This window comes from Sphingomonas sp. NCPPB 2930 (assembly GCF_042867205.1).
Lineage (GTDB): Bacteria > Pseudomonadota > Alphaproteobacteria > Sphingomonadales > Sphingomonadaceae > Sphingomonas.
Genome location: NZ_JBHZQU010000015.1, coordinates 36,785 through 52,580 on the forward strand (window position 1 = coordinate 36,785; position 15,796 = coordinate 52,580).

Genomic DNA, 15,796 nt, shown 5'->3' on the forward strand with positions numbered 1-15,796 from the left:
CCGATCCCCGCGCCCCGCGCGTCCCGCTTCTTGCGGTCAAACCATGAAGGGCGCGGCGATCTCGGCCGTGACGCGCAGCAGCCGACCGGTGGCGCGGTCAAGCAGCGCCCAGGTCGTCACCGCCTCCACCTTCACCTGCCCCTCGGCATCCAGAAAGCGGACATGCCGGTCGAACCGCGCGCCCTTGGGTGGGTTGGGGACCCAGGTTTCCGCCGTCACCGTCTCCCCCGCCACGACATTGCCGCGATAGTCGATCTCGTGCCGCGTCACGACCCAGACATGCGCCGCGACATGTTCAGGCGGCGCGACCGCTTCCCAATGGGCGGTGGCGATCGCCTGAATCCACTGGACCCAGACGGCGTTGTTCACATGGCCCAGCTCGTCGATATGGTCGGGGCCTGCGGTGATCTGGATCGAAAAGCGGCTCATGCCTGTTCGTTCGGGTCCTTGTACCTTTGCCACAGCGCGCGGACGCCCCAGCCGATCGCGGCGGCGACCATGACCAGCGCCGCCGCCATCAGGATATGACGCAGGCTGGGGCGATAGCGCGCCGCCAGTTCCTGGAACGCCTCGCCGAACAGATAACCGATGCCGACGAAGATCGAAGCCCAGCATGCGGCGGATGCGGCGTTGACCGCGACGAACAGCCGGGTCGACACCTGGCTGGTCCCGATCGCGACCGGGCTGATCGTGCGCAGGCCATAGAGGAAGCGGAAGGCGAAGATGAAGCCGACCGGATAGCGTTCCATCATCCGCGTCACGCGCGCATAGACCCGTCGCTTGCGCAGCTTGGCCACCCAGCGCCCGTCGCGCGACTGGCGGCCGATGGTGAAGAAGATCTGGTCGGCGACGAACGATCCGATCGCCGCGGCGATCAGCGCGGCAGGCCAGCCGACCAGCCCCTGATGCGCCAGGATGCCGCCGGTGACGACCGCCGTCTCCCCCTCCAGCCCCGCACCCAATGCGATCGCCGCCACGCCGTAGCGCGCGACGATCGCCTCGATGCTCAGGACTCCACTCCCATCTGCCACAGGACGAAGGCATGTTCCTCCGCGCCTTCGCGCAAGGACTCGAACCGGCCCGACTTGCCGCCATGCCCGGCGCCCATATTGGTCTTGAGCAGCAGCAGATGGTCGTCGGTCTTGGTCGCGCGCAGCCTGGCGGCCCACTTCGCGGGCTCCCAATAGGTGACGCGCGGATCGTTCAGCCCGCCCGAGATGAACATCGGCGGATAGGCCTGTGCCCGGACATTGTCATAGGGGCTGTAGCTGCGGATCAGCTCGAACGCCGCCTTGTCCTCGATCGGATTGCCCCATTCGGGCCATTCGCCCGGCGTCAGCGGCAGCTCGGCATCCATCATCGTGTTGAGCACGTCGACGAACGGCACGTCGGCGATCACCGCGCCCCAGAGTTCGGGGTCGGAATTGACCACCGCGCCCATCAGCTCGCCGCCCGCCGAGCGACCCGCAATCGCGATCTGCCCCTGGCTGGTCCAGCCGCCCGCGATCAGCCCCTTCGCCACGTCGACGAAATCGTGGAAGGTGTTGGTGCGCTTCTCCAGCTTGCCGTCCAGATACCATTGCTGGCCCAGATCGTCGCCGCCGCGAATATGCGCGATGGCATAGGCGAAGCCGCGGTCGAGCAGGCTCATGCGGCCCGTGGAGAAGCCCGGCGGGATCGCATAGCCGTAGGCGCCGTACGCATAGAGGAACAGCTTGCCCGACCCGTCGCGCGGAAAATCCTTCGGATAGACGATCGACACCGGCACCATCGTCCCGTCGCGCGCCGGAATCTTCAGCCGCTCGGTCCGGTATTTGTCCGCGTCATAGCCCGAGGGGATCTCCTGGACCTTCAGTACGGTCAGCCCGCCGGTCGCCACGTCGTAATCATAGACGGTGCCCGGCGTGACCATCGATTCATAGCCCAGGCGCAGGACCGACACGTCGTACTCGGGATTGTCGCCCAGACCCGCCGTGTAGCTCGCCTCGGGGAATTCGATCCGCTGCGGTACGGTCGGCGCGTCGTAGCGGTGGATGGCGATCCGGTCCAAACCGTCCTCGCGCCCCTCGACCACGAAGAAGTCCTTATAGCATTCCACCCCCGTCATATAGAAATGCGGGTTCGGCCCGATCAGCTCGTGCCAGTCGCCGGGTGCCTCGATCGAGGCGGTGCACAGGCGGAATTGCGGGTCCACGTCATTGGTGTGGATGAACAGCGTGCCGTCATGCTCGTCCACATCATATTCGCGGCCCTCCTTGCGGGGCGCGACCAGGATGGGTTCGGCGAAGACATTGTCGGACGGGACCAACCGCACCTCGCTGGTGACATGGTCGCCGGTCGCGATCACGATCCAGTTGCGCGCCGAGGTCTCGGCGACGGCGACGCGATAGCCCTCGTCATCCTCATGGAACAGCTCGACATCGTCCGCGACCGGCGTGCCCAGCCGGTGGAAGCGCGCATTGTCGGTCCGCCACTGCGCATTGGCCACGCCGTAGAGGAAACCGCTATCGTCCTTGGTCCAGACGATCTCCGACAACATGCCGGGAATGACTTCTGGCAGGTGTTCGCCGGTGGTCAGGTCCTTGATCCGCACCTCGAACCGCTCGGAGCCATTGTCGTCGATCGCATAGGCGAGGTAGCGGCCATTGTTGCTGATCGAGAAGGCGCCCAGCCGGAAATATTCCTTGCCCTCGGCCAGCGCCGGTTCGTCGAGCAGCAGCTCGTCGGGGCCGCCCGCGACCGGCTTGCGCCACCATTTGCGATATTGCCCGCCCGTCTCGAACGCGGTCCAATAGAGCCAGTCGCCGTCCTTTTGGGGCACGGAGGATTCGTCCTCCTTGATCCGCCCCTTCATCTCTTCGTACAGCCGGTCGATCAGCGGCTGGCGCGGGGCCATGACCGCCTCGAAATAGGCGTTTTCCGCCTCGACATAGGACAGGACATCCTTGTCGGTGACCTCCGGGTAAGCAGGGTCCTTCAGCCAGGCATAGGGATCTTCGATGGTGATGCCATGCGCGGTGAAGCTGTGGGCACGGGTTTCGGCAACGGGCGGAGTCAGCGCAACGGGTTCGGTCATCACCCGGATGTAGCTAGGGTTGGGGTCTGCCGGAAGAGGCGGCGGCTCGGCTATTTCTTATGCCATCCCTCCCGTTCACGCTGAGCGAAGTCGAAGCGCATGTTTCGCGCTTGGCCACGAAGGGAAACCCGTGGCCTTCGACTTCGCTCAGGCTGAACGGCGGGCGGGGTTACCGGGCCTTCCACCCATCCGCCAGCGTCCAGCGATCCCGCCAGTGCAGGACCGGCGTCTCGCCCTCCCATTCCACCGGCAGCCAGATATAGCGCCCGTCGATCGCATTTTCCGGCCGCCAGCGATCCGCCATGAAGATGAAGCGCGGCTCGCCCCCCGGCCGCTCGGCCGGCAGGGGCAGGACGAAGGTCGATTGCGAGTGGAAGGTCGTCTTGCGGTCCACCTCGCTTCCCCGAACCGGATTGCCCAGCGAGCGCCACGGCCCCGTGACCGCGTCCGCGACATAGACCCGCCCCGGATTGGGCCGCCACCCGGTCAGGCCCGAGGCGAACATATAATAGCGCCCCTTCGCCTTGAAGAGCGCGGGCGCCTCATTCCCGCCATCGGGCAGCGCGCGGACATAATAGCCGTCATGCCGGGTCCAATCGGGCGCCAGCCGCGCGATCTGCAGCGTCGCATTCTCTTCCGAGGCATAGATGTGCCACGCGGTGCCGCCATCGACGAAGACGGTCATGTCGCGCGTCATCTGCCCGCCGGGGAAGTCGCGCGCCAGGATCGTGCCGGGCGCCTTGTCCTCGGCCGTCGCGTTGGCGGGCCAGATGCCGGGATTGACCCGGCCCGCGTGCAGGAAGCGGAACGGCCCCTGCGGCCGGTCGGCCACGGCGACGCCCGCCTGCGCGGCGCCATATCCCCGCCCCTTGAGTTCCAGATGGAACCACATCACGAATTTGCGGGTGTGCGGATTATAGACGACCTTCGGCCGTTCCAGGATACAGCCGCGCGCGATCGGGCTGGCGGGATCGTCGGACACGGACAGCGCGACCCCTTCGTCGCGCCAGTTCACCAAATCGGTCGAGCTATAGGCATGGACGCCGACCAGCGCGGTATTGCCACCCTCGCCCTCGGTCTTGTGCTCGCCATGCCACCACCAGCGTCCGCCGTGCCGCAACAGCCCGCCGCCATGGGCGTTGATCGCCACCCCCTTCGTGTCGTTCCACACCTCTCCTGGGCGGAAGCCGTCCAGCCCGGCCGCCCGCGCGCTACCGCCCCCGATCAGCGCCGCCGCGCCCGCCCCCACCAGGATGCCCCGCCGGTCGATCATCATCCGATCCTTCCAAATGCCAATCGCGGCGGATCGTATATCGTCTGACAAATTCCTCAAGCCCCCCGAGAGGCTCGACGCTGTACGGGCGGAGGGCTAGACCGGCCCCGTTTCCCATTGCTGTCAGGCCGCTTCCCATGTCCCATTCCGCCCGTCTTGCCGCCCTTCGTGCCGAACTGGCATCCCTTGGCCTTGACGGTTTCGTCGTCCCGCTGACCGACGAGCATATGAGCGAATATGTCGGCGACTATGCGCAGCGGCTGGGCTGGCTGACCGGGTTCGGCGGTTCGGCGGGCAGCGCGGTGGTGCTGGCGGACAAGGCGGCGATCTTCACCGACGGCCGCTATACGCTTCAGGTGCGCGAGCAGGTGTCGGGCGACGACTATGCCTATATCCCCGTGCCGCAGGACAGCGTGGCAGGCTGGCTGGGCCGCGAGACGGCGGCGGGGCAGCGGATCGGATACGACCCGTGGCTGCACACCCGCCAGCAGGTCGCCGACATGACCGCCGCGCTGGCCGACCGCGACGCGGAACTGGTCGCGGTAGGCGCCAATCCGATCGACGCGATCTGGACCGACCGCCCCGCCCCTTCGCCCGCCGTGATGACGGTGCAGGACGATGCGGTGGCGGGCGAGAGCGCGGCGGCCAAGCGCGCGCGGATCGGCGAATGGCTGGCCGAGCAGCGCGCCGATGCGGTGGTGCTGTCGGCGCTGGACTCGATCGCCTGGACGCTCAACGTGCGCGGCACGGACGTCGCGCATACGCCCGTCGCCTTGTCCTATGCGATCGTCCATGCGGATGGCGAAACCGACCTGTTCGTCGCGCCCGACAAGATCACGCCCGAGGTCCGCGCGCATCTGGGCAATGCGGTGCGGCTGCACGACCGCGCGGCGTTTGAGGGCTATCTGACCGGCTTTGCCGGCAAGCGCGTGGTCGCCGATCCCGAACGCGCGGTCGCTGCCATCGCGCAAGCGCTGGAGGCAGGCGGGGCCAAGGTGTTGGCGCTTCGCGATCCCGTCGTGCTGACCAAGGCGATCAAGAACCCCGCCGAGGTCGCCGGGCACCGGGCCGCCTCGGTGCGAGACGGCGCCGCGATGGTGCGGTTCCTGCGCTGGGTCGAGAGCGAATGCCCCAAGGGCGGGCAGACCGAACTGTCCGCCGCCGCCCGGCTGCTGGCGTTCCGCGAGGCGACGGGACTGCTCAAGGACACCAGCTTCTCGACCATCTCGGCGACCGGGGCGCATGGTGCGAGCCCGCATTACCATGTCACCGAGGAATCGAATGCGGCGATCGAGCTAGGGCAGCTCTTCCTGATCGACTCCGGTGGGCAGTATCAGGACGGCACCACCGACATCACCCGCGTCATGCCGATCGGTGCGCCCACGGACGAAATGCGCGACCGCTTCACCCGCGTGCTGAAGGGGCATATCGGGCTGGCGACGGCGGTGTTTCCGGACGGGACACTGGGCGGGCACCTCGACTCGCTGGCGCGGCGGCCGCTCTGGGAGGTCGGCCTGGATTATGCGCATGGCACCGGCCACGGCGTCGGGGCATACCTGTCGGTGCATGAGGGGCCGCAGCGTATCGCCGCGCCCAACTATCCCGGCGGCGCCGCGATGGAGCCGCTGCGCGCGGGCATGATGCTGTCCAACGAGCCGGGTTATTACAAGGCGGGCGAGTATGGCATCCGTATCGAGAATCTGGTGCTGGTCGAACCGCGCGCCATCGCGGGCGCGGACCGCGAGATGCTGGGGTTCGAGACGCTCACCCTCTGCCCGATCGAGCGGACGCTGATCGTGGCGGAGTTGCTGACGGCGGGGGAGCGGGATTGGCTCAACGCATACCATGCGCGGGTGGCGGAGGTGCTGGCGCCGGAGCTGGAGGGGGCGGATCGCGACTGGTTGCTGGAGAAGTGTGCGGCGATCTGATTTTTTCGCGCGAAGCCGCGAAGGCGCGAAGAAGAAGAAGGTTGGTTCGCGCGGAGGCGCGGAGACGCGGAGGTGTCTCGCCCGCTGCGCCAGCGGCCCTCTTACCTCGGGCGCTCCAGAATAGAGGGCGCTGCGCGCGGCTTTATAGCAGGACGACATGAGATGAACTCCCCCCTCCCTTCAGGGGGGGCACGGGGTGGGGCGCTTCCTCCAGCGTGCGGCCTGTGGCGAGGCCCCACCCCAACCCCTCCCCTGAAGGGGAGGGGCTTACGCCGATTCAAGTCAATGTCATCCTGCTCCAAACCTCTCTGCGCCCTCTGCGCCTCTGCGCGAATGAAATTTCTACTCCGCGTCTCCAGGTCTCCGCGCGAACCAGTCTTCTTCGCGCCTTCGCGGCTTCGCGTGAACAAAAACGCCGCGCGGGATGGGCCTCCCACGCGGCGTCTTGCGCGCTTTCATTGAAAAGAAACTGGACCCCGGCCTCCGCCGGGGAACAGTGTTCCCTTTCCCCTTACCGGCCGAGCAGGACCCGCGCCTGGCCCGCGATCTGGGCCAGCATCGCGGCGTTGGGTTGGGCCGCCAGGCGGGCCCGGTCGATCACCGCCTTGAACTGGCCGACCCGCGCGGCGTTGCGCTCCAGCCAAGCTTCGACCGCCGCTTCGGGGTCGGTCGCGCCCGCCCGACCCAGGAAGTCGAGCCGCTGCTGCTGGAAATCGCGCGCCAGCCCTGCGATCAGCAGCCGTTCCCACGGATCGCTGGGGTTGATCCGCGCCGCCTGACCCTGTGCCCAGTCGAGCCCCAGCGCCTGGCCCAGACGGGTAAAGGCATGGGTCAGCCGCGTCTCGTCCAGCGTCAGCCGCTGGCCCAGATCGGCCAGCCCCACCGCACCGTCGAGTTCGGACACCCGCACCACCCGCGCCGCGAGTTCGGCAGGCGCCCCCGCCTCCTCCAGCACGGCGACGACCCGCGCACTCTGCGCCTTGGCCTCGTCACGCAGCAGAGCAGGCGTCTCCGCCGCCAGCCGCTCGATCCCCGGCTGCAACCGCTCCAGCGCCGCGCCCGGTGCGGTCCCGGCGGGCATGGCACGCAGCAGATCGGCGACCTGCGAGCGGGTCGCCCGCGCCACCTCGTCGAACAGCGCGATGCGGGCGGCTTCGGGCATCGCCGCCGTCTCGATCGCGGTCCACAAGGAAGGCAGATCGAACAGCCGCTCGACCACCACGAACATCGCCGCGATGTCGGCCATCGCCGCACCTTCCTCCTCCGCCAGCTCGAAGGGGTGGAGGATGCCCATCCGGTTGACGATGCGGTTGGCGAGCTTGGTCGCGACGATCTCGCCGCGCAGGCGATGCTGGTCGATCGCCTCGCCGAACGCTTCCCGCATCGCGGGCGGGAAGGCCGCATGCAGATCGGGGCGCAGTTCGTCGTCCAGCGCCAGCGGGCTGGTCTCGATCGCGTCCTGCAAGGTCAGCTTCGCCGTCGCCAGCAGCACCGCCAGTTCGGGCCGGGTCAGGGGAATCCCGTCCTGCCCGCGCCGCAGCAGCACGTCGTTGCTGCCCAGCCCCTCGACCGCCCGGTCGAGCCGTCCGGCGCTCTCGAAGATCTCGATCACGCGGACATAGCTGGGCATCGCGCCCGCCCCGTCCGCCTCGGCGATCGACAGGCCCAAAGTCTGGAGCCGGTTATCCTCCAGCACGATATGCGCCACGTCATCGGTCATCGACGCGAGCAACCTGTTGCGGTCGTCCTCCGCCAGACGGCCCTCGATCATCTCGCGGTTCAGCGCGATCTTGATGTTGACCTCGTTATCCGAGCAGTCGACGCCCGCCGAATTGTCGATGAAGTCGGTGTTGATCCGCCCGCCCCGCTCGGCAAAGGCAATGCGTGCGGCTTGCGTGACGCCCAGATTGGCGCCCTCGCCGATGGCAGTGACGCGCAGATCCTCGGCATCGACGCGCAGGCGGTCGTTGGCCGGATCGCCGACCTGGACGTTATTCTCCGCCGCCGCCTTGATGTAGGTCCCGATGCCGCCGAACCAGAGCAGGTCGGCCGGGGCCTTGAGGATCGCCGAGATCAGCGCCGCCGGTTCCAGCGACGTGGCGGTGATGCCCAAAGCCTCGCGGACTTCGTCCGACAGCGGGATGGTCTTGGCCGAACGCGGGAAGACGCCGCCGCCCGCCGAAATCAGGCCGGTATCGTAATCCGCCCAGCTCGACCGGGGCAGCGCGAACATGCGTGCCCGCTCGTCCCAGCTGGTCGCGGGATCGGGATTGGGATCGAGGAAGATGTGGCGATGGTCGAACGCCGCGACCAGCTTGATCGCCTTGGACAAGAGCATCCCGTTGCCGAACACATCGCCCGACATGTCGCCACAGCCGACGACGCGGATGGGCTGGCTCTGCACGTCCACGCCCCGCTCGGCGAAGTGACGCTGGACCGAGACCCAGGCGCCCTTGGCGGTGATGCCCATCGCCTTGTGGTCATAACCCTGGCTACCCCCGGAGGCGAAGGCGTCGCCCAGCCAGAAGCCGCGCTCCAGCGCCAGCGCATTGGCCACGTCGGAGAAGGTCGCGGTGCCCTTGTCGGCGGCGACGACGAAATAGGGGTCCTCGCCGTCCAGCACGCGCACGCCCGCCGGGTGCACCACCGCGCCCTCGACGATATTGTCGGTGATCGACAGCAGCGCGCGGATGAACACACGGTAGCTTTCCTTGCCCTCGGCCGCCCAGCCGTCACGGTCGGTAACCGGCGAGGGCAGCTGCTTGGGGTAGAAACCGCCCTTCGCGCCCGTGGGCACGATGACCGCATTCTTTACCCGCTGCGCCTTCATCAGCCCCAGAATCTCGGTGCGGAAGTCGTCGCGGCGATCCGACCAGCGCAGACCGCCACGCGCGACCGGTCCGGCGCGTAAGTGGATGCCCTCGACGCGGGGACTATAGACCCAGACCTCGCGCCAGGGCAGCGGTGCGGGCAGGCCCGGAATCCTGTGGCTGTCCAGCTTGAACGCCAGCGCTTCCTTGCCCGCCTCGGCAAAGGCGTTGGTGCGCAGAGTCGCCGCGATCATGTCGCGGAAGCTGCGCAGGATTCGGTCATCGTCGATCGCCGACACGGCATCCAGCCCCGCCGCGATCGCGGCATCGGCCGCGGCGAGGTCGCCGGTCGCCTTGGGATCATGCGCCGCCGTGAAGCGCTCGATCAGCGCGGTCGCCAGCCTGGGCGCGCGGCGCAGCGCATCGACCACGGTGGTCAGCCCATAAGGCAGCCCCGCCTGGCGCAGATAGCGGAACCAGGCGCGGAACAGCACCACCGCCTGCGGGCTCAGCCCCACATCGACGATCAGCCGGTTGAACGCGTCATTCTCCGCCTTGCCCTCCAGCACAGCGGCGATCGCGCCCTCCAGCACCGCCGCGCCCTTGGGCTCGGTGGTCGCCTCGGTCTCGACGATGAAGTCGTGGACGAAGGGATCGGCATCGTCGCGCAATCGGGTCGGCAGCTCGCCGATCACGCGGAAGCCGAAATTCTCCAGCACCGGCACCGCGTCCGACAAGGGCAGCGCGCCGTTCAGCTTGTAGATCTTCAGCTGGCGATCCTGCCCCGGCTGGACCGGGAACAGGCGCACCGATCGGCTGCCCTCATTCTCCAGCGAGGCCAGACGCAGAATGTCGGCGGCGGCTTCGGCCGCGTCGCTGACATTGCGGTAATTGGTCGGGAAGCCATTGGCCCAGCGCAGGGCCAGGCGCGCCGCGCGCGGGGCGGGCACCTGCTCGGCCAGCGCCGCCTCGACATCGGGCATCCAGCCGCGCACCATCTTGCGCAGCCGCTCGGACAGCACCGCCGTGTCGGGCAAGCGACCGTCCTGGCGCAGGTCGATCGTATAGCGGATCAGCGCAACGACGCCGTCCTCCAGCGCGATCGACCAGTTGAGCAGCGAGCCGTTCGCCGCCTCGCCCAGCATGTCGCCGATCGCGACACGCCGCGCGGTGGTCAGCTCGTCGCGCGGCAGCCAGACAAAGGCGAACAGATGCCGCTGCAACACCGACCGGATCAGCACCAGCTCGGGCCGCGGCCGGTCGGCCAGCGACATGGCGGTCAGCGCCAGCTGCTCCAGCGCCTCGGCCGGGAAGGCCGTGACCAGATCATGCGGCAGCGCGGTCAGCGCATGGGTCAGCGCCTTGCCGGTATGGCCACGCGGGTCGAAGCCGAACTTGGCCTGGAGCGCGGCGAGCCGCGTGCGCAGCACCGGCACCTCGTGCGGCGGGCTGGCCAGCGCGGCGCTGGTCCACAGACCCGCATGGATCGACAGGCCGACCACGCGGCCCTCCTCCATCACCGGCACCAGCACCAGGTCGAGCGGCACCGAACGATGCACGGTCGAGATCGCGTTGGACTTGAGCAGCAACGGCGCCGCCCCACCTTGCGCGAAATAGTCCAGCGCCCGCTGACGCGAGGTGTCGGCGAGCAGCGGCACCTTATGCGGCGTCCGCGCCACGCCCAGCGCGGGTGCGTCGCGGCCGTCCTCGAACCATTTCTCATGGCCCAGCAGCGTCAGCTTGCCGCCCAGGAACCACAGCAGCAGTGCGGCCCCCTCGCCATTCTTTTCGCCCAGCGTGGTCGCATCGGCGGCCAGCGCGTCCTGCAACCCCGACCAGTCGGCCACGGCGGCGCGGACATCGGCCAGCACGGCGCGCAGATCGTCGACCAGCCCGCGCCGGTCGCGCGCATCGGCGCGTTCCATTTCCAGATAGATGAAGGATTCGGACCGGCCGCCAGTGCCGATCGCCTGAAGCTCGCCCTCCGCATCGCGGGCCACGGGCAGGACGGGGTGGATAACCCGGTCGATCGCGATTCCGTCCGCACCGACCATCGCCGCGATCGAATCGACCAGAAAGGGCATGTCGTCATTGACGATGGCCAGCCGCATCCGGCGATGCGTGTCGTCGCCCGACATCGGCTCCAGCGCGATCGACGGCTCGCCCGGTGACCGCTGCTGGGCCACGCCCGCGACGAAGGCCGCCGCGGCAGCCACCTCCGCGGGGCCGAACCCCTGCAATTCCGCCGGAAGGGCGCCCTGGGTCAGCCGTGCGGCAATCGCGTCGGCCATCGGATGCGACATATTCGGTGCCATGGGTGCAAGTCCTAGGCTTGGGCTTCGCGCCGCTCAACCCTTTGCCGACAGAGAAAAGATGTTGCGCCGCAGCGCAATTTTCATTGCGAGGCGCGCAATACCCTGTCGGCCAGCCGCTCGTCATCGACGACCGATCCCAGGACGGCGATCCGGCCGCCCTGCGTCACCCGCCCGACCAGGACGACCGGGCTTCCGACCGCCGCGCCGGTGTCGAACGCGACATGGCCGAGCGGCGCGGGATCGGCGCGCGCGCGACGCAGGGGCGGCTCGGGCGCCTCGTCCCACAATGCCCCGCCCGTCGCAGGCGGCTCCGCCTGCGTCATCGAATCGAGCAGCGCGGAATCGAGCGTCGCCTGCAACAACGGATCGGCCAGCTCTTTCCAGCTGACGACGCCGTGGATGAAGTCGATCGTCCGGCCGTCGGACGAATAGGGCAGCAGGATCGCACGGTACAGCGTGGTGCGGCCGCGCGCGTTGACGAACTCCGCCTCGAACCCAGCAGGCGCCTTGTCGCTCAGGATCTGGCCATAATGCCCGACCATCCGCGCCAGGAGCGACCCCTGCGGCAGATCGGCAAGCGTTCCGGGCCGCCCGTCCAGATCGCCCTCCCCGCGCAGGGCCTGGCCGATATAGGCGATCGCCGGATCGCCCGACCGCCCCCGAAAATCCAGCAGCACCGAATTGCCCGCGAAATCGGCGATCGCCTCGGGATCGAGCGCGGCGATCGGCGGATAGGGCGCATCGCCAAGCAGCGAGGCCCAATGGTGATAGGCGCGCGCATGCAACCGCCGCTCCACCCCGCCCAGCGCGAACAGCACGTCGTCAGCCTCTCCCACCCCGCTCGTGTCGACGGGGAGAGCCTCGTTCAGATCCGGCCCGGTGGTCATGACTGTCATCCTCGCTATCCGGTCCAGTCATGGCGCCGTTATCGTTAACGACATGTAAAGATGCCAAAGCCGCTTGCCAGCCCCCAACAGACCTGTTAAGCGCCGCCACCTCGACCGGACACCAGCCGGTTCGACCGATGAAGGGCCGCTTTAGCTCAGCTGGTAGAGCATCGCATTCGTAATGCGGGGGTCACAGGTTCGAGTCCTGTAAGCGGCACCATCCCCCATAAGCTTTTAAAAAGCTTATGGTTTCACGAAAATCACTGCTTGTGACGACTGTCTGCTACAATCGTAGCGAGGCAAGAATGAGCGCGTACCTGCTCAAGCGTGATGGCGGGACCTATTATCTCCCGCGTTCGATCCCGCTAGCCCAAAGGCAGCGGTTCGGTGGAAAATGCGAATGGGTTCGGTTGCCGGGCGCAAATGACCGTAACGAGGCCAAGAGGCTCATACCCGCCTGTCTGATCGCCCTTGATAGGCGATGGAAGCGGATGCCTTGAACGCATCAAAGACCTTTGACGCTCCTGTCACATCGACCAGCCCCATAGATACCAAGCTGCTACCGAAGCGCCCGACAATGTCTCTATTAGGTGTTTGATCCCACGGTTTGTTGGTGCGATCCTTTCGTTGGCATGGAAGGAGGCCGTATGGGACAGGTCCATCACGGGAGCGCCACAACCACGCGCGCCGTCCGATCAGCAATACAGCGCGCCAAGCTTCGCTCGCGACGCTGAGCCGTGAGTTGGGGATCAGGCCGAAGACGGTCGCGAAGTGGCGGAAGAGGGCAAACGTCGAGGATCTAAAAACCGGGCTGAAGTCCCTTCATTCTGCGACCTTGTCCGAGGCTGAAGAGGCGATGGTTGCGAGCACCGGCTCACCAAACCGGACCATCCGTCGACCAGCGGACAAGTCGAGCGGATGAACCGGACCACCAAGGAGGCGACCGTCAACGCTTCCACTACGACAGCCACGACCAACTGCGGACACACCTTGCCGCTTCATAGCCGCCTGTAATTTCGCCCGCCGACTCAAAACATTCAGCGGGCTCACACCTTACCAATACACCGCCAAGGCCTGAACATCAGAGCCAGACCGGTTCATCGTCAATCCGATCCACCAGATACCGGGACTGAACACCTAGAAAGCGTAACGTAGCGTGGCCTTCACGTCGGCCGGGCGGCCATAGGCCAATTGGTTGTAGAAACCGATCTGCGAGTAATACTTCTTGTCAAAGATATTGTCGGCGTTGACCTGCACGGACAACCTGTCCGTCACCGGATACCGCGCCATGAGATTGACGAGTGCATAGCTGTCGATCCGCAATCGCTCGGCATTGCGGGTGACGGGATTGGTCGTATCGGTGTAACTCGCCCCCTCCCAGTTGACACCCCCGCCGATCGTGAGCCCCTTCAAGCTGCCGTCGCGCAGCTCATAGGTGGTGAAAAGGCGCAACAAGCGATCGGGATAGTTGCTGTTGACCCTTTTATCGTTTTGGTCGCGCACCTTGAACTGGGTATAGTTCACGCTGACCGCCCAGCCCGGCCTGATCTCGCCATTGGCTTCGGCCTCGAAACCGGTGCTTCGCGCGCCCTTCGCAGCATAATAGGCCTGGTTGATCGTGCCCGGTATCAGGTGGCCGGGATCGATCTGCGCCAGATTGTCCTGCTCCACCCGGAATACCGACAAGGCGGTCTTTAGCCGTCCGCCGAAGAAGCTGCTCTTCAGACCGGCTTCGTAATTGATCCCGGTGACCGCCGGAAGATAGCCGCCCTTGCGGTCCTGGGCGTCCTGCGGCTGGAATATCTTCGTGTAGCTGACATAGACGGTGTTATTGGGCGTCAAGTCATAGAGGATACCGGCATAGGGGATGAACTCGTTCCGGTTGCCATAGTCGGCGACCGTGCCATAGGAAACGCCCTTCCGCTCCCATGAGGCGAGGCGCGCGCCCAGAATGACCTTGAGCGGATCGGCGAGCGACAAGCGGGTCGCCGCGAAATAGCCCCATTGCCGGGTGCTGACATCGACCAGTTGCGAGCGCGCGCCCCATGTCGGCTCGGGGTAGGAGCCGTCCCATATATTGAAGTCGCCCGCCGGCGCTTCGTTGCTGCTATCGTATCCGAAGAAACCCAGCTTCTGCCTGGCATAGCTCGCCCCGGCGATCACGTTATGGCGGCGCCCGAACAGTTCGAACGTGCCGGTCAGGCGAGCCGTCAGGTCCAGCTGCGACAACCGGCTGTCATATCGTGCCGGGATCGGCACGAGGCCAAGACCGGTGGTGCGATCCGGTTGGCCGTACAGGTAGAGGAGCCGCATATCGCCGCTGTTCTTGCTGTAGTTCCCATAGAGACGGAGCGTCCAGTCGCGCCCGAAATCCTGCTCCAGGTTCACAAAGGCGGTGCGCTGCTTCGAATCCCAACGCGTCCAGTCGGCACCGATGGTCTTCGACCGCGGCCAGTCGGTCCGGCTGCCGTCCGCATACCATGTCGGGAGCCCGCCCCACAGCGTCGCGCGGGGGCTGTTGGCTTGGTAGCTGGCCCCCGCACTGAGCCGCGTCGATGGCGAAAGGTCCGCGTCCACCACCCCGTAGAGCACGATCTTCCGGTTGCCGAGCAGATCGACATAGGAGTCGGAATCCTGAAACCGGGCAACGCCGCGAACGCGAACGCTGCCGTCGCGGGTTACCGGACTGCTGACATCGGCCTGCACGAGATAATCGTTCCAGCGCCCGGCCGATGCCATGAACGAACCCGTCAGATGGTCGCTGGTGGCGTGCTTGCGAATGAGATTGATCGAGGCGGACGGATTTCCGGCACCGGTCAAAAGCCCGGTGGCGCCGCGCACGATCTCGATACGATCATAGATGGACAGGTCCAGTTCGGACTCGCCCGCGCTATAGGCCGCCATATATTGAAGCGGCATCCCGTCGATCTGGTAATTCTCGATGTCGAAACCGCGCGCCGCGAAGACGTTGCGCGAACTGTCGAACGCCTTGGCGGAAAGGCCGGCGGCATTGTTGGCGACATCGGTGAGGCTGCGGAGTTGCTGGTCGTCGAGCCGTTGGGACGTCACCACCGTCACGGACTGCGGCGTCTCCTGGATGGTGAGGCCGAGCCCGGTCGCAGAATCAAGCCGGTCGTTGGTGGTGTAGCGGCCGATAACGGTTATATCGTCACGCTCCTTCGACTGATCGTCGCTGGCCGCACGGCTTTCCTGCTCACCCCGCTGTGCGCGTGGGGACTGCGCTGATTGTGCCACCGCGATCGAAGGAATTGCCACGCTCGCCAGCAGAGAGCCCAATATGAACCGGCACCACATAACCGGCGCGTGCGCAGCAAAATCCATCTCATCACCCCTTGATACCTATTCGCATTAGCAAAGAGGTGTCTTCGATTCAAGTTTGCCATGATTGCGCCTCGGGATTCCCATTTTACCCTCACAGGCAAACAGCGCATGGCGGATCGGCGCCGTTGCGGAGCATCGCCGTCATCACGGCCGCCCACTCGCGCC

General features: G+C 66.6%; 9 protein-coding genes, 1 tRNA gene and 1 pseudogene. 4 read left to right on the forward strand and 7 right to left on the reverse strand.

The window, feature by feature from the left end:
* Positions 1-36: 36 nt before the first annotated feature.
* The 4 genes from ACFX59_RS15115 to ACFX59_RS15130 form a co-directional block, all read right to left on the reverse strand.
* On the reverse strand, positions 37-429 hold the full coding sequence (locus ACFX59_RS15115; RefSeq protein ID WP_307101231.1) for a thioesterase family protein: 393 nt from the start codon (positions 427-429) through the stop codon (positions 37-39).
* Positions 426-1,031 (reverse strand): DedA family protein, encoded by a 606-nt coding sequence (locus ACFX59_RS15120; protein ID WP_387433298.1) that lies wholly within the window; start codon positions 1,029-1,031, stop codon positions 426-428. The genes ACFX59_RS15115 and ACFX59_RS15120 overlap by 4 nt, the downstream gene beginning before the upstream one ends.
* The gene (locus tag ACFX59_RS15125; RefSeq protein WP_387433300.1) at positions 1,007-3,076 is read right to left on the reverse strand and encodes a S9 family peptidase; all 2,070 of its coding nucleotides are present in this window, start codon (positions 3,074-3,076) and stop codon (positions 1,007-1,009) included. Before ACFX59_RS15125 ends, ACFX59_RS15120 begins: the two co-directional genes overlap by 25 nt.
* A gap of 169 nt (positions 3,077-3,245) precedes the next feature.
* The gene (locus ACFX59_RS15130) at positions 3,246-4,349 is read right to left on the reverse strand and encodes a glycoside hydrolase family 43 protein (protein WP_387433302.1); all 1,104 of its coding nucleotides are present in this window, start codon (positions 4,347-4,349) and stop codon (positions 3,246-3,248) included.
* 137 nt (positions 4,350-4,486) lie between these two features.
* Between ACFX59_RS15130 and ACFX59_RS15135 the strand changes: the two genes are divergently transcribed.
* Positions 4,487-6,277 (forward strand): aminopeptidase P family protein, encoded by a 1,791-nt coding sequence (locus ACFX59_RS15135; RefSeq protein ID WP_387433304.1) that lies wholly within the window; start codon positions 4,487-4,489, stop codon positions 6,275-6,277.
* Positions 6,278-6,788: 511 nt separating this feature from the next.
* Here ACFX59_RS15135 and ACFX59_RS15140 read toward each other — a convergent pair.
* Positions 6,789-11,390 carry an NAD-glutamate dehydrogenase gene (locus ACFX59_RS15140; protein WP_387433306.1) on the reverse strand — a complete coding sequence of 1,534 codons (4,602 nt, stop codon included), beginning with the start codon at positions 11,388-11,390 and terminating at the stop codon, positions 6,789-6,791.
* Positions 11,391-11,482: 92 nt separating this feature from the next.
* A complete protein-coding gene (locus ACFX59_RS15145; protein ID WP_387433308.1) occupies positions 11,483-12,289 on the reverse strand; it encodes a hypothetical protein in 807 nt (268 codons plus the stop codon).
* Between the two features lie 144 nt (positions 12,290-12,433).
* Here ACFX59_RS15145 and ACFX59_RS15150 point away from each other — a divergent pair.
* The 3 genes and pseudogenes from ACFX59_RS15150 to ACFX59_RS15160 all read left to right on the forward strand — a co-directional run.
* Positions 12,434-12,509, forward strand: a tRNA-Thr gene (locus tag ACFX59_RS15150).
* Between the two features lie 85 nt (positions 12,510-12,594).
* On the forward strand, positions 12,595-12,789 hold the full coding sequence (locus tag ACFX59_RS15155; protein ID WP_387433311.1) for a DUF6538 domain-containing protein: 195 nt from the start codon (positions 12,595-12,597) through the stop codon (positions 12,787-12,789).
* A gap of 364 nt (positions 12,790-13,153) precedes the next feature.
* Positions 13,154-13,364, forward strand: a pseudogene (locus ACFX59_RS15160) (integrase core domain-containing protein); the annotation flags it as partial.
* A gap of 62 nt (positions 13,365-13,426) precedes the next feature.
* On the opposite strand, the gene ACFX59_RS15165 reads toward ACFX59_RS15160, so the two are convergent.
* Positions 13,427-15,631: a TonB-dependent siderophore receptor gene (locus ACFX59_RS15165; protein ID WP_387433314.1), complete on the reverse strand. Its 2,205-nt coding sequence runs from the start codon at positions 15,629-15,631 to the stop codon at positions 13,427-13,429.
* Positions 15,632-15,796 lie beyond the last annotated feature (165 nt).